The following is a 22,382-nucleotide window of genomic DNA, read 5'->3' as shown; positions in this document are numbered from 1 at the left end:
ATAGGACCCGACGAAAAAGTCGGGTCCCACTTGCTTATTTCTGTTTGTAGAACATGATCGCCTCGTACGGACGAAGGGACAACGTCGTCCCGTCGAGCTCAGGCACGTCGTAGTTGTGGCTGACGACGCTCACCCGCTCGAAATCTTCCGGAATCGTGTACGTCGTTTCGGTTCCATAGAAGTTGGCGACGACGAGGAGTTCCTCGCGGTCGGTCTTCCGTGTATATGCCCAAACGTCTAACGAATCAGGCGTGAGGAGCGTGTAGTCCCCGTCCGTCAAGACGTCAAGTTCTTTTCGTAACGCAATCAAGTTCTTGTAGTGGTAGAACACCGAATTCGGGTCATCGAGCGCCGCTTCGACGTTCACGTCTTGATAGTTCGGTGCCACGTTAATCCACGGTGTGCCATCCGTGAAACCGGCATGTATCGTCGCATCCCACTGCATCGGCGTCCGCGAGTTGTCGCGTGACTTTTGTTTGATGGCCGCCATCATGTCTTCATGCGACACGCCTTCTTCGCGTTTCAACTTATAGTTGTTGAGCGTCTCGATGTCTCGATACTCATTTAAGTCGTCAAAACCAGGATTCGTCATCCCGATTTCTTCTCCTTGATAGATGTAAGGTGTCCCTTGGAGCCCGTGGAGCACGGTCGCGAGCATCTTCGCGCTCTCGACGCGATGGTTCGTGTCGTTCCCGAAACGGCTGACGACACGCGGTTGGTCGTGGTTGCACCAGAAGATGGCGTTCCATCCCTTCCCATGCATCCCTTGTTGCCACGTCGACATGATGTCTTTCAATTGGATGAAGTCAAATGGTGCCGCGACGAATTTCTCGCCGTTCGGATAGTCGACTTTCAAGTGGTGGAAGCTGAACGTCATGCTGAGTTCGTTCTCGTCCGGGTTCGAATAACGCACACAGTGGTCAAGCGTCGTCGACGACATCTCACCGACCGTGATGACATCATGACCGTCAAATACTTCGCGGTTCATCTCTTTCAAATATTCGTGGATGCGTGGACCGTCCGTATAGAATTTCCGACCGTCCGACTCGTCCTCTGGGAAGTCTTGTTCTTTTGAGATCAAGTTGATGACGTCGAGACGGAACCCTTTGATCCCTTTCTCGCGCCAGAAACGCATCATCTCATAGACGTCCTCGCGCATCTGCTCGTTCTCCCAGTTCAAGTCGGCCTGGGTCACGTCGAACAGATGGAGATAGTATTGTCTGCTCTTCTCATCATATTCCCACGCGTTCCCACCGAACTTCGATTCCCAGTTCGTCGGTTCGTCACGCCAGATGTAGTAGTCACGGTATCGTTCGTCTCCCGATAGCGACTTTTGGAACCATTCGTGGTCGGTCGACGAGTGGTTGACGACGATGTCCATCATAAGGCCGATGCCCCGCGCCTCTGCCTCACGGATCAATTCGTCGAGGTCTTCCATCGTACCGTATGAAGGGTCGATGGCATAGTAATCACTCACGTCATAGCCGTTATCGTGTTGAGGTGACTGATAGACAGGCGTCATCCAAATGTATTCGATGCCGAGTTCTGCCAAGTAATCTAGCTTCGCCGTCACCCCTTTGATTGATCCGGTCGCGTTCCCTTCCGGACTGTAAAAACTTTTCGGGTAAATTTGATAGACGACTGATTTGCGCCAATTTTTCTGTGTCATCAACGACATCTCCTTTTTGTAAGAGTTTTCATTTCAATAAGAAAGAGGGAAGAACTGCCGTCCCTCCCTCCCGAGTCAATGCTTATGCGACTTTGTTTTCTTCGATTTCACCTTTCTTCATGTAACGCTTCGACAAGATGAATGTGAGCGCGAACGGGACGATGATCGCAATGATCATGCCGACGATGAAGAGAAGGATTTTATCTGTGAAGATTGAGAGGAATCCAGGGAGTCCTCCGACACCGATTGCGATTGCTTGAACATCGTTCAATGTGATGAAGATTGCTGCAATTGCCGACCCGATCATCGCAGAGTAGAACGGGAATTTATTCGGCAAGTTGACCCCGAACATCGCCGGCTCCGTGATGCCGAAGTAGGCAGAGATCGCTGAAGTCGATGCCATGCTCTTTTGCTTCGCGTTGTGCTTGTAGACGAAGAACATCGCAAATGCGGCAGAACCTTGGGCAATATTTGAGAGTGCGATCATCGGCCAGATGAACGTACCGCCTGTATCGGCAATCAACTGAAGGTCGATGGCGATGAACAAGTGGTGCATCCCTGTGACGACGAGTGGTGCATAGAACAATCCGAAGAGGAGTGCCCCGACAACTGGTACCGCTTCAAACGTGTTGACGAGTCCTGTCGCAATCAAGTTCCCGATTCCGCGTGTGACCGGTCCAACGATTGCGAGTGCGAGGAATCCAGTGACGACGATTGTCGTGATTGGAACGACCAAGAGTTGAATCGCGTTCGGTACACGTTTTTTCAAGAACATCTCAATTTGGCTCAAAATATAAGCCGCGGCGAGGACCGGCAAGATTTGACCTTGGTATCCAACTTTCTCGATCTCGAAGAGTCCGAGGATATCGAATGTCGGTACTTCGCCTTCAAGTGCTGCCGTACCGTAGCCCCATGCGTTCAAGAGGTCCGGGTGGACAAGCAAGAGACCCATGACGATCCCGAGTACTTCGCTTCCGCCGAAACGTTTCGTCGCCGACCATCCGACGAGTGCCGGTAAGAAGACGAATGACGTGTTCGCCATCATGTTGATCAGGTCCCAAAGTCCTTGTAGGTTCGGATAAGCCTCGATGAGCGTCTGCCCTTCGATGAAGAGACCTTCTGAAGCAAGTAAGTTGTTGATCCCCATGAGGAGACCGGCCACGATGATGGCTGGAATGATTGGCATAAAGACGTCAGAGAAGACTTTGACGAGTTTTTGAAGCGGATTCATTTTTTTGCCGCCTGCGGATTTGACCTCGGCAACCGTTGCCGCCTCTAGTCCCGCGAGTTTGATGAACTCGGCATAGACGCGATCGACATCGCCGGCTCCGATAACGATTTGATACACGCCTGAGTTCTCGAACGCTCCTTTGACGAGATCGACTTCCTTCACACGTGCCTCATCGACTTTTGACTGATCTTTGAGCGAGAGGCGGAGACGCGTCACACAGTGTGCGGCCTTATCCACGTTCTCTTTGCCGCCGATCGCTTCTAAAATATCTGCGGCAATTTGACGATAATCTGCCTTCATGTTTAATGTCCTCCTTTGTTTGAAAACGATTAATGAAAACGGTTACTTATGAGTACAAACAAAGTATAACTTATCTATATAAGTTACGTCAACAACTTATATATACAAGTTACCAAGAAACATTCTAGTGATTATTCATGTAAAAAATTTCCTTATCCGTTCTCCGTCAAACAAAAACCTCTTCCTGTTCGAAAGAGGTCTAGCGCCGAGCAACGTCACTGAACTGAAACTTGTCCAGGCGGTGACGTGACTCCGTATATTCAAATTGCTGTCCTTCATATAAAAACGTATCGTTCGTGATGACGATGACATACTCATAGTCATGCAAATCGAGACGCATCCGGTCGAGTTCGGTCACGTCTTCCGCCGCGATCTTCCGTTTGGCGTAGCTAATCTGTAAGCCGAGTTCACCTTCAATATATCCATAGATGGAACGAGCGGCAATCTCTTCTGTTAATCCAGGAACGAGGTCTTTGACGAAATAGTTGATGTCTAAGATGACGTTTTCCCCGTCAAAGTTCCGGACCCGCTCGATGCGAAACACATGTGTCCCCGCCTTCAAGTTCATCCGTTCGACGAGCCAAGGTGGGGCCTCCATCTCTTCGAACGCCGCAACGTGCGTCTGAATGGAACGGCCGAGCATGCTGGCGTACACTTCCGAGAAACTGACGATGCCGTTGAATTGAAACTCGATCTGGTCACGTTTCAACACGAAGACGCCTTTCCCGTGATGCTTCCGGACATAACCGTTCTCTTGCAACAGATCGAGCGCCTTGCGGACCGTTCCCCGACTTGCCTCGAACTGATGCATCAATTCCGTCTCAGACGGAAGTTTCGAATCTGCAGGTCTCGTGCCGTTGCGCATCTCTTCTGCCAAGCGCTCAAATATTTGGCGATATTTCGCCATCGCATTCCCTCCTCCATTGAAAAAGACGACCGGAAACGGTCGTCTTTTGGTTTACCATTCGCGACGATACCAAGTGATGCCGATTGCACCAGGTCCGAGATGCGTTCCGATGACCGGACCGAAATGGCTTCCCGAGATGTGTGCTTTCGGGAATTTCTGTTTCATCGAAGCGATTTCTTCCGCCTGACGCTCCGGGCAGTTAGCGTGAATGATTCCGATACAGTATCCCTCACCGTCTCCAGTAATCGACTCGTCCATCATTTCTTCGATTCGACGCACAGCCTTCTTATACGTACGAATCTTCTCAAATGGGACGATCAATTTGTCTTGGAAGTGTAGGACCGGCTTGATTTGTAAGAACGAGCCGACGAGCGCTTGCGCGGCGCTCAATCGTCCACCACGTTGTAGATGGTCGAGGTCATCGACGACGAAGTAGGCGCGAATCGAATCACGGACCGTCTCGAGTCGAGCGATGATCTCTTCCGGTGTCGCTCCTTTGTCACGAAGGTTTAACGCCTCTTCCACAAGAAATGCTTGCGGCATACAAGAAATTTCTGAGTCAAACGCATGAACGGTCACATCGACCATATCATTTATCGCGACCATCGATTGGTACGTTCCGCTGATGCCACTTGATAGCGTGATGGCGATCACATCCGTCACATCGTCTGGCAAGTTTTCAATCAACTCGACCGTCTCACCGATGACCGGCTGCGACGTCGTCGGTAGTTTTCCTGCCTCGATTCGCTCATAAAACGCCTCTGTCGACATATCGATCGACTCGCGGTACGACGCGCCATCGAAGATGACACTGAGTGGTGCGACATGGACGTCATGTCGTGCCAAAAAATCATCCGACAGATAGGCGGTACTGTCGGTTAAAATCGCAATGTTTCCCATACTATATCCTCACTTTACGTCGTTTCATTTTCCAATTATGTTAGGATTCCATTCCATATTGTAACACAAAAACGAGGTAAAGCATCGGTGACGCTCAAATCTCGACCCAACCTCGGCGAATCGCATCAACGACCGCTTGCGTCCGGTCATTCACATCCATTTTACGGAGGACAGAGGACACATGGTTTTTAACCGTTTTCTCACTGATGAACAACATGTCACTGATATCTCGGTTCGACCGACCGTCCGCGAGAAGGTGCAACACCTCTACCTCGCGACGTGACAACAATTGGTACACCGGGTCATCCGTGCGACTCTCGACGCCACGACCCGCTTGTTCCCCTTTGAATTGTAAGAGACGACGGTACTCTTTCAAGACGTTCGTCGTTACTTTCGGATGAAGGTAAGCCCCGTCCCGAGCGACGGCGCGGACCGCCGAAATCAATTCGGTCGACGCCACTTCTTTTAATAGAAAACCAGACGCGCCCGCTTCGAGCGCATGCGTGATATACGATTCATCATCATGGATCGAGAGGATGAGGACGCGTGTCTCCGGTGAAAGGAGAGACAGTTGTTTCGTCGCCTCAATTCCGTTCATGTCCGGCATGTTGATGTCTAAGATCATAATCTCCGGTTTTTGTTCGCCAGCGATGCGAATGGCCTCGCGACCCGTACGCCCTTCTGCGACGACCGTAAATTCATCTTCTAAATCAAAAATCCGCTTCAATCCTTCGCGGAACAGTTCGTGATCATCCACGATTGCAATGCGTGTCTGTGTCATTTCCATGTATGTCTTCCCCCTTGTTCTCTCACGGAATCGGAATCGACATCCGGACGACCGTCCCCTTGCCGACTTCCGAGTCAATGGTGATACTTCCGCTCACCAACTCAATTCGTTCACGCATCCCGACGATTCCAAATGATTCTTCACCAATCGTACTCGGTTCGAAACCGATGCCATAGTCGCGGATGTGAAGGTGAATCACATCGCTCGCCTGTTCGACATTGACGATAATCTCTGGCGTCTTGGCATGCTTGATCGCATTTTGCACCGCTTCTTGTACGAGACGGAACACGTTGATTTCTAACTTCTCTGGCAGACGGGCGCGTGACCCTCGATAGTTAAGGCGTGTCTTGATGGTCGTATACTCCTCCGTTTGGTGGAGATAGCGCTCAAGCGTCGGTAAAAAGCCTAAATCGTCAAGTGACATCGGACGTAAGTCGTAAATCAAGCGCCGTACGTCTACGAGTGCTCCCCGAATCAACTTTTTCAATTCATGCAGTTCGGCAAACGCCTCGTCTTTCCCTCGTTTATCGAACGTCTTTTCAATCAGATCGGCACGTATCAAAATATGGGCAAGCGATTGCGCCGGTCCGTCGTGCATCTCACGGGCTAGATGGCGCCGTTCGCGCTCGGCCGCTTCGAATACACCGATGGCCATCTCCTGCTTTTTCATCATGTCCGAATATTCTTGTTGCAGGTCGTCTCGTAAGAAGTTCAAGACGACGCTGACGCGACCAATCAATTTTTCGGCCCGTTCAATCGTGTCCTCTAAAATAAGAAGACGCCGCTCTAAATCATTTCGCCGTTGCTGTGCCGCCATCTCTTCTTTTTGAACGAGAAAACGTTCCAGTTGCATCTGGTTCGCCCGTTCGTAGGCTTCACGAATTTCTTGCTCACTATGTATATGAAACTTTTTACTGACTTGAACGAGCTTGGCTTTTGCGGCTTTCACAAGTCGGTCGAGTCGATCGGACTCCTCGATGTAGAACTCGATTTTATCCGTCAATTCTTTTAACTCGTTTTGAATTGCTGAATATTCAGTTGCTGAACTTTCGGTTATACGGACAATCTCCTCTTTACTTTCCGTCACCGTTTCAATCATATTTGTTATGATATGTTCTAAAGCTGTCCGATCGGTAATATGATTCACGATGCCATCCCCTAATAGTTCGGTAGTTAATCCTCATCTATCCTTATATATCGTCCACTCTAAAACAGGTTTACAGTGAACATGAGAGATTTTCTATAATTGCATTCGCTAAGTGAAGCGTATGTGCCTACTTGAATTTTAAAAAAAATATTCAAAAATAGAAAGGAGAATTTTCAGAAATGTCTATTGAGTCAAATTATACTATAAAACAAAGTGGAACATACGAAGTCGTTATACAAAAATCAAAATTTATCGCTCACTTCAAACGTGTCGAAACCGAGGAAGAGGCGCAGACGTTCATCCAAAGCATCAAAAAAGAGCATTGGAACGCGAACCACAACTGTTCCGCCTACATCATCGGGGAACGAAATGAACATCAAAAAGCGAACGATGACGGGGAACCGAGCGGCACCGCGGGCATGCCGATGCTCGAAGTTTTACGGAAGCGTCATCTCAAAGACACCGTCGTCGTCGTGACACGTTATTTTGGGGGAATCAAATTAGGGGGCGGCGGGCTCATCCGGGCATATGGTGGGACCGTCAGCGAGGGACTCGACGCGATCGGGATTGTCGAACGTTTGCAAATGCAGCAATTAACGCTTACCGTCGACTACACATGGATCGGCAAAGTCGAGAACGAATTGAGACAGTCCGCCTACTTGCTCGACGACATCTCTTACGCCGACCTCGTCACGTTCCACGTGTCGGTCCCAGTTGAAGAAACCGATACCGCACTCGCTTGGTTGACAGACATGACGAACGGTCAAGGTACACTACAAACTCACGATATCCGCATCATCGAACGTGATTTCAAACGCTGAAACGCCTATACTAAAAGAAACAACTGAAATGAGGAATCCATATGGAAACACCCCCACGCAAGAAAAAGTCACCTTGGAAAATCGTCCTCATCGTGCTGGGTGTCGTCTTGCTGATCGGCGGTTCCGCTTTCGGCTATTTTGTCTTCAAAGCGAACGATACAGCCGAAAATGCAAATAAAGAGTTGGAACGTGGCGACAAGTCGGAACGTCGTGACGAAATTATCGACTTGACGAAAGATCACTTCTCCGTCTTGTTAGCAGGTGTCGACGGCGGCGCCTCACTCGAAGAAGGTCGAAGTGACTCGTTGATGGTAGCGACGTTCAACAAGGAATCGCGACAAGTGACACTCGTCAGCATTCCACGCGACTCGTATGTCGACATTATCCTCGATGAAAGCGACCCATTCAAAGACAAGATTAACCATGCTTATTCGTACGGAGGCATCGATGCAACGATCGCGACCGTCGAGAACTTGCTCGACATTCCAATCGACTACTATGCGACCATTAACTTTGACGGAATCGAAGACCTCGTCGATGCGGTCGGAGGTGTCGAAATCGATGTCCTCATCCCGATTTCCGGAAAAGCGACCGGGAACGTCGAGTTAGAGCCTGGCGTGCAAGTGTTGAACGGGAAAGAAGCGCTCGCGTACGCCCGTATGCGAAAAGAAGACCCAGCCGGTGACGTCGGTCGGGCAGGTCGACAGCAACAAGTGATCGAGGCCATCATCAACGAGGCGACCACAATCAACTCTTTCACCAAGTTGAACCGAATCATGAATGCGGTCGGCGAGAACATTCGAACAAATATGTCCTTGTCGGAAGCCTCACAGCTTCAACCGTATACGAAATCCCTCAAGACGTTCAATCGTGAAACACTTGAAGGAACCGATTTGACGTTGAACGGTGTCTATTATTACGAACTTGACCCCGCTGACCTCCGCGACGCGCAAGCCCTTCTCCAAACAGAGCTTGGGATGCCCGTCACGGCAGACGAACCTTCAACGGATGAGACAGATGACTCAATGACCGAGACGACGATTTACTAAAGAAAACGGCCGATATCGCTTGGCGATACCGGCCGTTTGTTTATGTCCTCGGACGACCCAAAAGTCGCCGGGACGTACGGATGATTGGTTTATAGTTCGGATGAATAAGTTCGGTCGATTCGACAATCAGTTCAATGACGATGAGGACCACGACGAACGTGATGACTGCCCCGACCATCGTCGTCTTCGCAAACAAGATCGAAGAGATCCCAAAGAAAAGGGTCATCCCATACATGAGTAGGACAGCCTGGCGTGTCGTGAACCCCATGTCGATCAACTGATGGTGCATGTGCGATTTATCGGGTGACATCGGTGGTCGACCTTGGACGAGCCGGCGTACAATCGCGAAAATCGTATCTGAAATCGGCAAACCGAGCAACAAGACCGGAACGACGAGTGAAAACAATGTCACATTCTTAAAGCCTAACAAAGAAAACACAGCTAACATATAACCCAAAAATAACGAACCTGTATCTCCCATAAAGATTTTAGCGGGATAAAAATTATGCACGAGAAACCCTAATGTACTAGCGAGTAACAACAAGACCATCATAGTCAAAAATACATTCCCTTGAATGATGGCCAATACCGCGATTGTGGCCAACGCAATACTCGAGACACCAGCTGCAAGGCCATCCAATCCATCAATTAAATTAATGGAATTCATGATTCCAATCAACCAGATAAACGTCAACGGGACACTCCACCATCCGAGGTATAATTGTTGATCAAACGGTAAATTGATTAACTCGATTCGCATCCCTGAGTTGAGGATGACGACGGTCACAATGATTTGACCCATCAATTTTACACGCGCCGATAATTGAAATCGATCATCAATCAACCCGGTTAAAATAATTACGACGGCTCCAATCAGGATCGCGTCATTATACCGACTCGTCGGAAGTAACAGTGCATAGCCAATGAAAAACGAAATAAAAATCGCAAGACCACCGATTCGTGGCATCGTTCGTAAATGTACTTTTCGTGCATTCGGATGATCCACAGCACCGATGAAAAATGCAAATCGTCGAACGAGCGGTGTAATCAAGATGGCCATTACAAAACTAACCAACATGGCAATCCATAACATGGGCCGACAGTTCCTCTCTCAAAAAAATAGACTCTGACGATTATATCATATTTTAAACCATTCAGTTTATGTCAGTCCGTTTACAACAAAGAGCCGACGGAGCGCTCCCCATCGACTCATGATTATGTATGTGTCACTGTCTCTTCTTCTGTTACCGGCTCGTATGTATATAAACCGCGGCCAACCTTTTTGATTTCTGGATTTACCCCTTCAATTTTCACCATCAACTGATAAATGTTACTAATATGATGACGATAACGAAGTTCCAGTTCCATCTGAATGTCACGCACACTCATGGTTTGCCGTTCTTTTAATAAGTCGGTTACTTGATGAACATACACATCAAGTGGATAACGTTGGTTGACGCGTCGAGGACGTAAGCGTTTGGTCATCTCCGAGAGCGCAGTTTCTTGATCTTGATTTCGATTTAATTCAGAAATCAAATATTCAGCACGTTGTTGGAGTTGTCGATATGACTCTTCAATTTCCAACAATTCTCGATAAATATGTTCATTCTTATTAGTGAATTCCATACACAAATCCCCTTCTATATACAATTAAAATACACGATTCTATTTATATAAATTATTTACAAAAATATCTCTTTAGAATTGTAACGGATTTGTAATGTCTTTGTCATCTTTTTTTGGGCATTATTGTCTGTTCGGGACTTTTGGACCAATAACAAAAAGACGGCGACTGTTCGGGGCAGTCGCCGTCTCACGGAAGATGATTGTAGTCCATTACACGCGAGCGCGTTCGAGGATGCGTTCGAGTGAAAGTTCGTCAGTAGAAGCGACGATAAGGTCTGCATGACCGAGCATCGATTCTTCTCCGACGGCGACAGCAAACATGTTTGCCGCTTTGATTGCAGTTACGCCGGCAGCCGCGTCTTCAATACCGATGGCGAGTTCGGGTTTCACGCCAAGGGCAGAAGCGGCTTTCAAAAACACTTCGGGGTGCGGTTTTGACTGGGCGACAGTTGCTGCATCGACAATATGGTCGAAGTAATGACGGACACCTAGTGCGTCAACGACCGCAAACGCGTTCTTTGAAGCAGACGCCATTCCGATTTTGAGTCCCGCCTCTTTGATTTCATCAAGGAATGAAACGATGCCAGGAAGAAGATCGTCAGATGAGATATGTTGAATGAGTTCAACGTAATGCTCGTTTTTCTTTTGAGCGAGTTCTTCTTTCTCTTTCGGCGTGAAATCGTTCTGTTTTCCGCCGAGCGTAAGGATCCGCTCGAGCGATTCAGTCCGACTCACCCCTTTGAGTGTTTCGTTGAATTCGCGGTCAAATGAAATTCCGAGCTCTTCACCGAGCTGCTTCCAAGCGAGGTAATGGTACTCTGCCGTGTCAGTGATGACACCGTCCAAATCGAAAATCACTGCTTCAATCGTTGACATACATGCTTTCCGCCTTTCCTTCAAATGCTTGTGTCGTCAGACTACACTTAGGGAACTTGACAAGTACCCGTCGCACGTTTGGTCAATGATGCAAACGGTTGCACTTGTTCGATTTCTATTATAAATGAAAACGTTATCTTGATGCAACCGTTTTCGCAAAAATCAAAAAAAGAGAAGAGCTTCCGCTCTCCCCTCCCCATTACAGTTGAATACCGACGACTTTTACGTTCACAGAACGCGGTGTCATCGCGAGCATTGTATCCATATCTTGCGTGATTCGCTCTTGAACAGCCGTCACTGTCTTGATGATCGACTGACCATATGCGATGTAAAGCGACAAGTTGATCGTGATGCCTTCTTCTGACTCATCTACTTTCACATGTTTCATGAGCGCACGTTCTGACAATTTCGTGTCTTCTTGTGTGAACGATACGTGTTTCGTTTCTTTAACCGCGACTGCGGCGATCATTTCCACGACGTGACGAGAGACGTTCACGTCGCCTTCTGTGCTGTGCATTCCATTTTCGTATGGCATAGGGTCACTTCCTTAACTCTAGTTTCGTTTCCTCTTTATAAAGTGTAGCGGAAATGAAGCGTTTAGAAAAGACTTTACCCTTTCACACCTTTCGTATTTTGTACGCGCCTCACATCAATCTCGACGAGCGGACGCAACAGACGGACCATCGGTGGACTGATAATCACGAGCACCATCACGAATGCGACGCCGAACAAGACGAGCAGTTGCATCCAAGACGTCGGCATGAATCCAGCTGGCACGAACGCCTTCCATGCGACGACGAAGAACACGTGAACGAGATACACGTATAAACTATATCGCCCTGCCCGAGAGAAAATAGGCAGCTTTCGTCCCGGAATGATGAGTGCGAAGCTGATCGACATGAGGAGAGACACCGTATAGACGATCAAGAAGGCGAATGGCCCGCTCCATATCGCTTCAGGAACCGCCGTATCATAAGCGAAACGGAACTTAAATAAATTTCCGACATGATAGAACGTATCAGCTGGTTGGACACGCATGGAAATCAATAGACCAATCGTCAACGTGATAAAGACAATCGCCCCACCAATCCGATATCGGTTCCGCTTCTCGGCTCGTTTCGGTAATGCAAAGAAGTTGAGCGTATTTCGTTCAGACATCCAGTTCCCAATCAGGAAGAACGGATAGAACATGATGACTTTTCGTAATGCGAAGTACCCGGTCGCCTCGGCCTGGAACCCGAATAAGAGCGCAAATAGGAGCGCATAGAGAACATATCCTTTCAATTGTGTCACGTATGGGGTGATGATGTACCAGAAAATGATCGCCATCAAATACCAAAGTGCCCAGTACGGCTTCAAAAGATTCAGTCCCGGATTCTCAAGTGAGAAGATCGGGATTCCTTCTGTAAAGGCGAACCATGAACCGAGAATGACTTGCCAGATGACGTAGACGACGAACAACTGAATCACACGTAAATATCGGTTCTCTCGATAAAAATAACCGCTGAGCATAATGAATAACGGCATGTGAAAGGTGTACAGGAACAAATACACCCACTTCGGAAGAATATCGTCGTATGCGCCACGTACGTCCGTCAACAGGTGACCGAACACGACGAGCAAGACGAGCACTCCCTTAATATTGTCGTACCAATAATTTCTCATAACATTCCCTCTAGTTCTTTATGATGATTACGATGAAGCTGACCTTCATGTTTTCACGTGCTCTTTACATACGGAATTCTTGAAAGGTCATGTGGAAAAATCCCTCACCTATCATAATCGATTCCCACGCCAAGTGAAATTACGTTTCAACAAAATTTTCATGTCTTCATTGTCATCATTCCCATAATTCGCCGATTGCAAGCCGAAACATCAAAAAATCCTCACGATTCAGCACGTTGTGTGCGTATTCAAATAGACGGGATTGGGTACAGTATAGTATAGTAGTGTTACTAAATATTCAGAATATTCTAATAAAGGAGGTGGAAAGAATGGCTTCGATCATCCGGAATCGACATCATATGGTTCATGACCCAAAACGTTCATTCTCTAACTTCGGATTTTGGTGGTTCATCAGCAGCTTTTCCGTCGGGCTACTTATGATCGCCTTTGAATCGGTCCGCAACGGCTTCTCTGCCATTCATCCTCTGTTGTCTAGCATGGCCTTCCTCGGTCTCACGTTCGTGCTCGGTGTCTGTGCCAAACTGGTCCGTGACGTCTGGTGGCTCAACTATTTGCTCGAGCGTACGCAAAATCGCTACTTATATATCGGTGGCGACACACTCCAAACCTGGCAGTATACGCTCGATTCGATTTGGTTGCTCACGCGAACCTCACAAAAAAAGCTCGGCCGATTGTATATCCAAATCGACCGAACTGTGCGTGCTGAGGAAGCAAAACGTTTATTCGCCGCCTATTTGATTGACCGAGGTGTCCTCGTCGTCTATTCTCGTCCGAACAAACCGAAAAAAATGGCTTGAACGAATTAGTCGAGGTGAGCGGCAATCCATGTCCGTGCCGCCTCGACTTCTTCCATGCGCACTTCATGCCCACCCGTATGATAGAAGAGCTCGACGTCCGCTCCGGCATTCCGGAGTGTCGATGTCAGCTCTTCTGTTTCTGCTTTCGGGCAAATCGGGTCGCGCTCTCCTGCCGAAATGAACACATTCGTCCCTGACAAATCCGGTAAAGTGAGCGAGCGGTCCGGGACCATCGGATGGAACAAGAGTGAAGCCCCGAATGCCGGTTGGCGGTACAGCGCAGAACCGATCAAGTTTGCCCCGTTCGAATAACCGATTGGGATCATCTTGTCTCGTTTGATACCATATTCCGCTGCAGCATCATCTAAAAACTGAAGGAAGCGTTCCGTCTGCTTCTTTAAATCTTCAAGATCAAGCACGCCTTCCGCGTGACGACGGAAAAATCGGGTCATCCCGTTCTCAAGCACATCCCCTCGTAGCGTCAGGACGTTTGACTCCGGTGACAGCTCTTTCGCGAGCGGGATCAAGTCTTGCTCGCTCCCCCCTGTTCCGTGTAATAAGACGAGCGTCGTTTCTTTCGTTCCTTGAATGAATTGATGAATCATATGCGTTCTCCTTTCGGGATTGTAATGGTTGGTAACGTACGGACAATCTTGTCGCGGTCCGCTTCAAGCCATGGCGGTAAACGTAACGTCTCACCGAGTGTGTCAACCGATTCGTCCACGGTGAATCCCGGTACGTCTGTCGCCAGTTCGTGCAGGATACGTCCGGCATCATGGAAATAAACCGAGCGGAAATAGTTCCGTTCTTTCACTTCGGTCGGTCTCAGTCCGAGATCAAAGATGGCATCTTGCCAGGTTGAATAACGTTCACCGTCCGCAACCCGCCAAGCGATATGGTGGACCGTCCCCGTTCCCGGCACACCGTTCGGAAGAATCGTCTTTTTGACGTCAATCACGTCCCCGTAGTCAGCCGTCCCTTTCAGACGAATCCATTCCTCATCTTCTTCGATCCGTTCAAATCCGAAAAGTTCCACCAACAAACGCACGGTCTCTTCCGGTGATTTTGATAAAAGCGTAGCGCCGGCAAATCCGACAATCGCCTCATTCTTCGTGACGCCCGGGATGACCCAGTGCGTCTGTTTCGTTGTAGCCCGTGCGACGAGTTCGACGACGAGTCCGTCCGGATCTTCAAAAAGAAGCGACGGCTCATCGAACCGTTCCGTGGCAACGGTCGCGATTCTATGCTGTTGTAGTCTTTCTTCCCAGAACGGTAAACTTCCTGCCGGCACGAGATATGTCGTCACACCGACCTGGCCACTTCCGACCTGACCCTTCCCTAACCCTGGAATCGGGAAGAACGTGATCACGGTCCCCGGTGTGCCGACTTCATCCCCGAAATAGAGATGATATGTGCCCGGGTCATCAAAATTAACGGTCTGTTTCACGAAACGGAGACCAAGCACTTGTCCATAAAAATCAAGCGTACGTTGCGGATCTTGAACCATCGATGAGATGTGATGGATGCCTGTAGACTGCGTATTCATTGTCATCCTCCTTTATTATCTTGATTTCAAGATAAATCATTTGCCAGAAAAAGTGAAACTTTTTGCTCACGGTGGCGTACGATAGGAGTAGAGACATTCTAAGGAGGTATAAGCATATGGCATTACAGATCGAACGAGTCACCAAAGAATTCGGTGACTTCACCGCTGTCGACGACCTCACTTTCCGAGTCCCACAAGGGGAAATGTTTGGACTACTCGGAGCGAATGGCGCCGGAAAGACGACGACATTCCGCATGATTCTCGACATCTTAAAACCGACCGATGGAACGATCACGTGGAACGGAAAAGCAGTCGACCATCGAATCGTCGGATACTTACCAGAGGAACGAGGCCTCTACCCGAAGTCACAAGTACGCGAACAACTAGTCTTTTTAGCCAGTTTGAAAGGCATGCGCTCAAGTGATGCCAAACGTGCGGTCAAATCATGGCTCGAGCGGCTGGAGATCCCCCAGTATGAGACGATGCGCGTCGAACAACTGTCAAAAGGGAATCAGCAGAAGATTCAACTCGTCGCCGCCCTGCTCCACAACCCTGAACTCGTCATCTTAGATGAGCCATTCAGTGGGCTGGACCCGGTCAACGTCGAGATTTTGAAACGTGAAGTGCTCGCCTTGCGCGACGCGGGGACGACCATCGTCTTCTCCAGCCACCGGATGGAGCATGTCGAAGAGCTCTGTCAACATGTCGGGATTTTAAAAGGCGGTCGTGCAGTTGTCAGTGGTGACGTACCGACGATCAAGTCGCGTTACGCCGAACCGGCTCTCTTCATTGAGACGGACCAAATCCAATTACTCGAAGCACTTCCTGTCGTCGAGACGATCGAGCCGTACAAATCCGGTCACTTAGTACGCCTGCATTCGTTCGAAGACAGTGATATCGTTCTATCGACACTCGTCCGCCATCAGGCGAACGTCAAGACGTTCATGCGTCAACCGGTATCGCTCAATGACATCTTTATCAAGGAGGTCGGACAGCATGTTTCATAACTTTGGACCGCTCTATGCATTCACACTCAAATCGAGAATCCGTTCGAAGGCGTTCGTCATCTCAACGGCGTTGACGATTCTTTTCATCTTTGGATTCACGAACATCGACCGCATCATGTCCTCGTTCGAGGATTCCGAACAGGCGAGTGCACTCGTCGTATCGGAGAATCCAGCGCTCGTTGATACGATGAAGTCGCTCGGCTATGAGGACGTCGCCGTAAGTGACATCTCCGAAGAAGAAGCGCGGGCCGGAATCAACGACGGCGAGTACGGGGTCGTCGCTTTCGTCGATGGCTACGACGCCCGTGTCATCTCAGAACGTCCGGAACAGGAATTTACGACTCTCTTGCAAACATCGCTTCAACAGTTGCGAAACGCGGAATTGATTGAATCAGCCGATGTCGACCCAGCCGTCATCACCGCTCTCAGCGAACCGATTCAGCTCGATGAGTCGTATCTCGGGCGTGGAGGTGAAAACTCGGATGAACTTCTCTCATCTTCGGCACTCGTCTACGTCATGTTGATGCTTTTGTACATCTCAATCATCACGTACGGGTCGATGATTTCAACGGAAGTGACGACCGAGAAGTCGTCGCGTGTCATGGAGCTCATCATCTCGACGACCCATCCGGTCACGCATATGCTCGCCAAAGTGACCGCGATCGGGACGCTCGCCCTCATCCAAATCGGGATTTTCCTCGGATTCGGTTATGTCAGCGCGAGCGGCAGTGAGTTAGCGACAACCGTCATCGAAAATGCGGGGAACGCACGAGCCGTCATCTATCTACTTGTGTTCTTCCTACTCGGCTACTTATTGTATGCGTCCCTCTTCGCCGTTCTCGGCTCGCTCGTCAGCCGCGTCGAAGAGTCGCAACAGATGGTCATGCCCGTCATCATGCTTCTCGTCGCAGCGTTCTTAGTGGCGATGTTCGGCTTGAACAATCCGGATGCGACCATTGTGACGATTCTATCATTCGTCCCGTTCTTTGCGCCGATGCTCATGTTCCTTCGGGTCATGCTCGTCGATGTGGCCGTGTGGGAAGTCGCGCTCTCGATTGGTTTACTCATCGGGACAATCGGCGTGACGCTATGGATCGGCTCGAAATTTTATCGTGGCGGCGTCTTGTTCTATGGGACGAACGCCATTAAACAATGGCGACAAATATTACAAAACCGTCAATAACATTTACAGAAAATTTATTTTCGTTTACTCTAAGGAATGTGCAATATGAGGAGGAAAACGAACTATGCGATCACGATTACTCGCATCCTTAATCTTTACGTTAATGACGACACTGACAACATTTGTTTGCTATACAGTATTTCTCGGTGCAGATGCCCTTTGGCAACTTTTGCTCGCTTACGCGGCGAGTACATTTGTAGGAACGCTTGTATTTTGGTATCCGGTCAGTAGACGTCCACAAACATCTCGCTTCGGTGGCGCATGGATCGGCATCATGATTACTGCAACGACACTCATTGGCTTCACCGTCATCCGCTTCACATTCCGCGGCGACGCAGCAGCTCTGCTCGACTGGCAAACGGTGCTAGCGAGTCTCGCTTACACGTTCGGTTATGTCGGATGGGTGCTTACAATCTTGAATATCGTGCTCGGCTTCTTACTTGCCGGCACACGTCCGAAAGTACGCTACGAAGCGCGTGCGATGCGCTAATCAATAGAAATGACCAGGGGAAATGATTCTCCTGGTCATTTTTTCATTCTATGTTCATTGCAATTTATATGACTTATCCACGACGCCGTACTCTGCATACTGGAAGGAGTTGTCCGCAAACTGGTCGGGGACAAGTCGTTCCACATAACGGGCGAACGGGACGATGTGCCGATTCGTGTCATGGGACCGTCCAAGGTCTAGGACCGCGTCAACGAGTGCCTCAAGCGCATGGTGTGTCGTCGGCTCTTCGTCCTCTTCGAAGATGCGCTGCAACTCCTCTTCATGCATCAAGTCAAAGATGCGCATCCGCTCCTCGAGCTGTCGCTGCATCTCTTCGACGGACTTCCCGTGCATCGCTTCTTCATAGGCGAGCTTCATCTGTTCGAGTTCGGGGACTTTCCCACGCATCAATACTTTGAGTGACTCCCCTGTCCAAATGTGGCGTGCCAAATAATTCGAATCGATGCGCAGAGCTTCTGCGAGCGCCTCTATGTAAGGCATCGTCGGATACACCTCACTCAGTTCGGTACGTCGAATAAAATATGGGGCCACGCCGATTTGATCCGCAAGTGTCTCGATTGACAATCCAGCCCGCTCTCGTAATATCCGAATTCGGTCCCCGTATCCCCGATATGGTGCATTTTTACCATCCATCTCAATTCCCCCTTTCCTCTCTTTTATTATAATTCCCGAATTCACAAAAAAATACTCGGAAGCGTGAGCTCCCGAGTTTTGATCGTTCTCTTATTTCTTCGTCAATTCAACGACTTCTGAAGATCCAGCTGTCACCGTGTCGCCTTCTGCGACAAGTTTGTTCACGCCGAAGCTATCATGGTTCGTGATGATGATCGGAGTGATTGTCGATGGAGCGTTCGCTTTGATGAAATCGAGGTCGAACGTGACGAGCGGGTCGCCTGCTTTGACAGACTGACCTTCTGTCACGTGTGTCTCGAAGCCTTCACCTTTAAGGTTTACCGTATCCAAACCGATGTGGATCAAGTACTCTGCACCGTTGTCGGCATTGATACCGATCGCATGTTTCGTCGGGAATACTGTAGCGATTGTTCCGCTAACCGGTGAGACGACTTTGCCTTCTGTCGGCTCGATCGCAATTCCGTCACCCATCATTTTTTGTGAGAATACTTGGTCCGGTACGTTCGTGATGTCGACGACCTTTCCTGTAAGCGGTGAAACCGCGTTGAGTTGTTCTTCTTTACCACCAAATAGTTTTTTAAAGAATCCCATAGCTTAATCCCTCCAACATGTTCTATTGAATCGAAGTCTTCACCTTTATACCCGAAAAGCTAAAACTTCAATCCCTACCTTATAAACGGTATAGTAGGTATAAGGTAGTGCGAAATCGTTTTACACATCGTAAGAATACGAGTGTGCAATCGCTTTTGCAAGCCCTTTTTACACTTTATAAAAATTTCACACGATGGAGGCGCTTACAATGACGACTTTCACAAAATTGTCATATGAACGGCCCGACTTGGACGCTTTGAACAGCAGATTGTCGGACTATTCTGCCGAATTACAGCAAGCGAGCACACTCGAGGAAGCGAACGAACTTATTCGCCAAATCAACAAGGAGCGTAACGACTTTGAGACACAAAGTCAGCTTGTCGCGATCCGACACTCGGTCGACACGCGCGATACTTTTTACGAGGAAGAACAATCTTTCTTTGACGATGCTCTCCCGGTCTATGAGAAAGAAATCCAAGCGTACTACCGCGTCTTGACGAACCACGAGCTTCGTTCTGAACTCGAAGCGGAATGGGGCAGCCAGCTGTTCTCCCTCGCCGAGCGTGCGCTCGAGACGTTCGAAGAGTCACTCATCCCGAAACTGCAGGAAGAGAACCGCCTCGCGACGGCTTATCAAAAAGTCATGTCAGCAGCACAAATCGAATTTGACGGCAAGACGCTCAACTTGTCACAGTTCGGTCCATACCTTCAATCACCTGACCGTGATGTCCGAAAAGCCGCATCCGTTGCCCGCTATACATATCTTTCTGACAACGGTGACGAGCTCGACCGCATTTACGGTGAACTCGTACGCGTGCGTACAGAGATCGCCCACGCGCTCGGATTCCCTTCATTCGTCGAGCTCGGCTATGCACGCATGCAACGCGTCGGGTATGACGAGTCGATGGTCGACAACTTCCGGAAACAAGTCCGTGACGTGATCGTCCCGCTCGCTTCTGCGTTGAAAGACAAGCAGGCGAAACGAATCGACGTCGATCACCTCTACTATTACGATGAGTCGTTCGTCTTCCCAGACGGTAACGCGACACCTCAAGGAGATGAATCGTTCATCATCGAAGGTGGAAACAAGATGTATCATGAGCTCTCGAACGAGACGGACAAATTCTTCCAATACATGCAAGAGCGCGGCGCTCTCGATTTGACGGCGAAGCCAGGTAAGGCTGGCGGCGGATATTGCACATACTTACCGTCTGAAGGTCTTCCGTTCATCTTCTCGAACTTTAACGGGACGGCCGGAGATATCGACGTCCTCACACACGAAGTCGGTCACGCGTTCCAAGTATATGAGAGCCGTCATTTGACGACTCCGGAATACGCCTTCCCGACGTATGAGGCGTGTGAAATCCATTCGATGTCGATGGAGTTCTTCTGTTGGCCATGGATGGAGCTCTTCTTCGGCGACCAAGTCGACAAGTACAAGTTCAACCACTTGGCTGGCAGCATGACGTTCCTTCCATACGGCGTGCTCGTCGATGAGTTCCAACACGTCGTCTACCGCAATCCAGAGATGACAGCTGCCGAGCGACGTCAGGCATGGCGCGATTTGGAGAAGGTCTATCTTCCGCATCGTGATTATGAGACGAACGACTATCTCGAATCAGGCGCATGGTGGCACCAACAAGGGCACATCTTCCAAAGTCCGTTCTACTATATCGACTATACGCTCGCGCAAGTGTGTGCGTTCCAGTTCTGGGTACGCATGCATGAAGACCGCGAAGCTGCGTGGAGCGATTACCTCACACTTTGTCAGGCAGGCGGAAGCCGCTCGTTCCTCGAACTCGTCGAACTGGCAGGTCTCAAATCGCCATTCGCGGACGGTGTTTTAAAAGAAACGATTGATCAAATCGAAGACTATCTCTTGAAACATCCACTCGCGAACTGACGAGTAAGACCATCGAAAAAAATCGATGGTCTTTTAGTTTGGGTTGACCTCGTTCTGAAGTTCGAACGGTAAGTCTTCTAAATTGATTTGACGGCTGTCAAACAGGTTGAACTGCTGGAGACGGCTCTCTAAATATTTTTGTAACAGTTCGGCCACTTTTTCGCCGGACAGTCCGTTCAAATCCGGAACCTGTGTCACCGACAATTCGATGGCATGTAGTCCGTAGTCCGGCAACCGTGATTCGATTTCCGCAAGTTCTTCCTCGGTCAATCGTTTCCCTGTCGTCGTCACGAGGAGGAGATCTTTATCCTCTTCGTAGTCTTGACTGATAATGATGGCGTCCGAAAACTCTTCTTCGATGAAGTTGTTAATCCCCGTCCGAACGATGCTGTCTTGTACGAGTGTCGCGGCCGAAAAGATACTTGGCACGACGATGAGGACAGACAACCCGATGAGGAGTCGATTGATTTTTTTATGGTTGGCGTCTTGTTTCGTCAACACTTGTGAGATGCCCATGAACTTGACCCCGATGAACGTGGCGATGGCGATGAACGCACAGTTGATGACGAACAGATAGCTCGATCCGATCAAGTAGTCAACGTTCCACGTTGCGATCGAATATCCCACAGTACAGAGCGGGGGCATCAAGGCGGTCGCGATGGCGACACCCGGGACGATGTTGTTGCTCATTTTCTTTTGTGCCCCGATGATCCCGGCTGTCCCCCCGGCGAAGGCGATGATGACATCCCAAATCGTCGGCTCCGTCCGGGCGATGATTTCATTACTCGCGTACGTGATTGGTGAGATGGCGAAATAGATCGTCGCGACGGTGAGACTGACCGCGACTTGAACGAGAAGCAGACGCACGCCCGCACGAAGTAACTTCATATCATAGAGCGACAAAGCGAGACCGATACTCAAAATCGGAGTCATGAGCGGCGAAATTAACATCGCCCCAATAATGATGGGAATCGAGTTCATATTTAATCCGATTGACGCGATAAAGATGGAGCACATGAGGATAACGGAATCACTCGGCCGTACTTTCAAATTCGAGTACATCTTCTCTTTGAACTCTTCGGCAGTATACGTCTGTTCCATTCTATTTTCAGCTCCCTTGTCGTATCAGTCTCGTCCACACAAACAAGTCCTTTCTATATTTACCCGCAACACGAACAGGACAAGCGATTTCGACAAAAGAAAAACTGGACC

The 22,382-nt window shown here is 49.2% G+C and carries 23 protein-coding genes; 7 read left to right on the top strand and 16 right to left on the bottom strand.

Translation table 11 applies throughout. From position 1 onward, the window contains the following. Positions 1-34: 34 nt before the first annotated feature. From treC to KNO85_RS14985, 6 genes are all read right to left on the bottom strand, one after another. Complete coding sequence (gene treC / locus KNO85_RS03035) at positions 35-1,669, bottom strand: alpha,alpha-phosphotrehalase (RefSeq protein WP_214786832.1); 1,635 nt, start codon at positions 1,667-1,669, stop codon at positions 35-37. Between the two features lie 82 nt (positions 1,670-1,751). Then, complete coding sequence (gene treP / locus KNO85_RS03030; RefSeq protein WP_214786830.1) at positions 1,752-3,200, bottom strand: PTS system trehalose-specific EIIBC component; 1,449 nt, start codon at positions 3,198-3,200, stop codon at positions 1,752-1,754. Positions 3,201-3,399: 199 nt separating this feature from the next. Beyond that, entirely contained in the window at positions 3,400-4,107 is a 708-nt protein-coding gene (treR, locus tag KNO85_RS03025) for a trehalose operon repressor (RefSeq protein WP_214786828.1), read from the bottom strand. 51 nt (positions 4,108-4,158) lie between these two features. Further along, positions 4,159-5,007 carry a DegV family protein gene (locus tag KNO85_RS03020; RefSeq protein ID WP_214786826.1) on the bottom strand — a complete coding sequence of 283 codons (849 nt, stop codon included), beginning with the start codon at positions 5,005-5,007 and terminating at the stop codon, positions 4,159-4,161. A 94-nt stretch (positions 5,008-5,101) separates the two neighbouring features. Beyond that, positions 5,102-5,794 carry a response regulator transcription factor gene (locus KNO85_RS03015; RefSeq protein WP_271305325.1) on the bottom strand — a complete coding sequence of 231 codons (693 nt, stop codon included), beginning with the start codon at positions 5,792-5,794 and terminating at the stop codon, positions 5,102-5,104. A gap of 22 nt (positions 5,795-5,816) precedes the next feature. After that, positions 5,817-6,941: a sensor histidine kinase gene (locus KNO85_RS14985; protein ID WP_214786824.1), complete on the bottom strand. Its 1,125-nt coding sequence runs from the start codon at positions 6,939-6,941 to the stop codon at positions 5,817-5,819. Between the two features lie 179 nt (positions 6,942-7,120). On the opposite strand from KNO85_RS14985, the gene KNO85_RS03005 reads away from it, so the two are divergent. Next, the gene (locus KNO85_RS03005) at positions 7,121-7,762 is read left to right on the top strand and encodes a YigZ family protein (RefSeq protein WP_214786822.1); all 642 of its coding nucleotides are present in this window, start codon (positions 7,121-7,123) and stop codon (positions 7,760-7,762) included. Positions 7,763-7,803: 41 nt separating this feature from the next. Continuing rightward, the gene (locus tag KNO85_RS03000) at positions 7,804-8,811 is read left to right on the top strand and encodes an LCP family protein (protein ID WP_214786820.1); all 1,008 of its coding nucleotides are present in this window, start codon (positions 7,804-7,806) and stop codon (positions 8,809-8,811) included. Between the two features lie 40 nt (positions 8,812-8,851). Here the strand turns inward: KNO85_RS03000 and KNO85_RS02995 are convergent, their stop codons facing one another. The 5 genes from KNO85_RS02995 to KNO85_RS02975 all read right to left on the bottom strand — a co-directional run bounded on the left by KNO85_RS02995 (position 8,852) and on the right by KNO85_RS02975 (position 12,978). Further along, entirely contained in the window at positions 8,852-9,904 is a 1,053-nt protein-coding gene (locus tag KNO85_RS02995; protein WP_214786818.1) for a glycosyltransferase family 4 protein, read from the bottom strand. 122 nt (positions 9,905-10,026) lie between these two features. Then, positions 10,027-10,437 carry a Rok-like winged helix domain-containing protein gene (locus KNO85_RS02990; RefSeq protein ID WP_214786816.1) on the bottom strand — a complete coding sequence of 137 codons (411 nt, stop codon included), beginning with the start codon at positions 10,435-10,437 and terminating at the stop codon, positions 10,027-10,029. 210 nt (positions 10,438-10,647) lie between these two features. Continuing rightward, positions 10,648-11,313 (bottom strand): beta-phosphoglucomutase, encoded by a 666-nt coding sequence (pgmB, locus tag KNO85_RS02985; protein WP_214786815.1) that lies wholly within the window; start codon positions 11,311-11,313, stop codon positions 10,648-10,650. A 199-nt stretch (positions 11,314-11,512) separates the two neighbouring features. Then, entirely contained in the window at positions 11,513-11,848 is a 336-nt protein-coding gene (locus KNO85_RS02980) for an Asp23/Gls24 family envelope stress response protein (protein ID WP_074033784.1), read from the bottom strand. A gap of 74 nt (positions 11,849-11,922) precedes the next feature. Beyond that, positions 11,923-12,978, bottom strand: a complete 1,056-nt coding sequence (locus KNO85_RS02975) for an acyltransferase family protein (protein WP_214786813.1) — start codon at positions 12,976-12,978, stop codon at positions 11,923-11,925. A 329-nt stretch (positions 12,979-13,307) separates the two neighbouring features. Here KNO85_RS02975 and KNO85_RS02970 point away from each other — a divergent pair, with 329 nt between their 5' ends. Next, positions 13,308-13,796, top strand: a complete 489-nt coding sequence (locus tag KNO85_RS02970; RefSeq protein ID WP_214786811.1) for a hypothetical protein — start codon at positions 13,308-13,310, stop codon at positions 13,794-13,796. Positions 13,797-13,801: 5 nt separating this feature from the next. Here the strand turns inward: KNO85_RS02970 and KNO85_RS02965 are convergent, their stop codons facing one another. After that, a complete protein-coding gene (locus KNO85_RS02965; RefSeq protein ID WP_214786809.1) occupies positions 13,802-14,401 on the bottom strand; it encodes an alpha/beta hydrolase in 600 nt (199 codons plus the stop codon). Next, positions 14,398-15,342: a ring-cleaving dioxygenase gene (locus KNO85_RS02960; RefSeq protein WP_214786807.1), complete on the bottom strand. Its 945-nt coding sequence runs from the start codon at positions 15,340-15,342 to the stop codon at positions 14,398-14,400. Before KNO85_RS02960 ends, KNO85_RS02965 begins: the two co-directional genes overlap by 4 nt. 116 nt (positions 15,343-15,458) lie before the next feature. Between KNO85_RS02960 and KNO85_RS02955 the strand changes: the two genes are divergently transcribed. The 3 genes from KNO85_RS02955 (at position 15,459) to KNO85_RS02945 (ending at position 18,022) form a co-directional block, all read left to right on the top strand. After that, complete coding sequence (locus KNO85_RS02955; protein ID WP_214786805.1) at positions 15,459-16,349, top strand: ABC transporter ATP-binding protein; 891 nt, start codon at positions 15,459-15,461, stop codon at positions 16,347-16,349. Beyond that, the gene (locus KNO85_RS02950; protein ID WP_214786803.1) at positions 16,339-17,532 is read left to right on the top strand and encodes an ABC transporter permease; all 1,194 of its coding nucleotides are present in this window, start codon (positions 16,339-16,341) and stop codon (positions 17,530-17,532) included. Before KNO85_RS02955 ends, KNO85_RS02950 begins: the two co-directional genes overlap by 11 nt. A gap of 64 nt (positions 17,533-17,596) precedes the next feature. Continuing rightward, complete coding sequence (locus KNO85_RS02945) at positions 17,597-18,022, top strand: hypothetical protein (RefSeq protein ID WP_214786802.1); 426 nt, start codon at positions 17,597-17,599, stop codon at positions 18,020-18,022. 54 nt (positions 18,023-18,076) lie between these two features. Here the strand turns inward: KNO85_RS02945 and KNO85_RS02940 are convergent, their stop codons facing one another. Both KNO85_RS02940 and KNO85_RS02935 read right to left on the bottom strand, forming a co-directional pair. Beyond that, a complete protein-coding gene (locus KNO85_RS02940; RefSeq protein WP_214786800.1) occupies positions 18,077-18,676 on the bottom strand; it encodes a helix-turn-helix domain-containing protein in 600 nt (199 codons plus the stop codon). A gap of 90 nt (positions 18,677-18,766) precedes the next feature. Further along, the gene (locus KNO85_RS02935) at positions 18,767-19,267 is read right to left on the bottom strand and encodes a PTS sugar transporter subunit IIA (RefSeq protein ID WP_012727005.1); all 501 of its coding nucleotides are present in this window, start codon (positions 19,265-19,267) and stop codon (positions 18,767-18,769) included. A gap of 208 nt (positions 19,268-19,475) precedes the next feature. On the opposite strand from KNO85_RS02935, the gene KNO85_RS02930 reads away from it, so the two are divergent. Next, positions 19,476-21,170, top strand: coding sequence for a M3 family oligoendopeptidase (locus tag KNO85_RS02930; RefSeq protein ID WP_214786798.1), 1,695 nt, complete (start codon positions 19,476-19,478; stop codon positions 21,168-21,170). Positions 21,171-21,203: 33 nt separating this feature from the next. Here the strand turns inward: KNO85_RS02930 and KNO85_RS02925 are convergent, their stop codons facing one another. After that, the gene (locus tag KNO85_RS02925) at positions 21,204-22,271 is read right to left on the bottom strand and encodes a DUF389 domain-containing protein (protein ID WP_214786796.1); all 1,068 of its coding nucleotides are present in this window, start codon (positions 22,269-22,271) and stop codon (positions 21,204-21,206) included. Positions 22,272-22,382 lie beyond the last annotated feature (111 nt).

The organism is Exiguobacterium sp. s124 (assembly GCF_018617485.1).
In the GTDB taxonomy this organism is placed as follows: domain Bacteria; phylum Bacillota; class Bacilli; order Exiguobacteriales; family Exiguobacteriaceae; genus Exiguobacterium; species Exiguobacterium aestuarii.
Note: the sequence above shows the minus strand (reverse complement) of the source record. Positions and strands in the feature narration are given on the sequence as shown.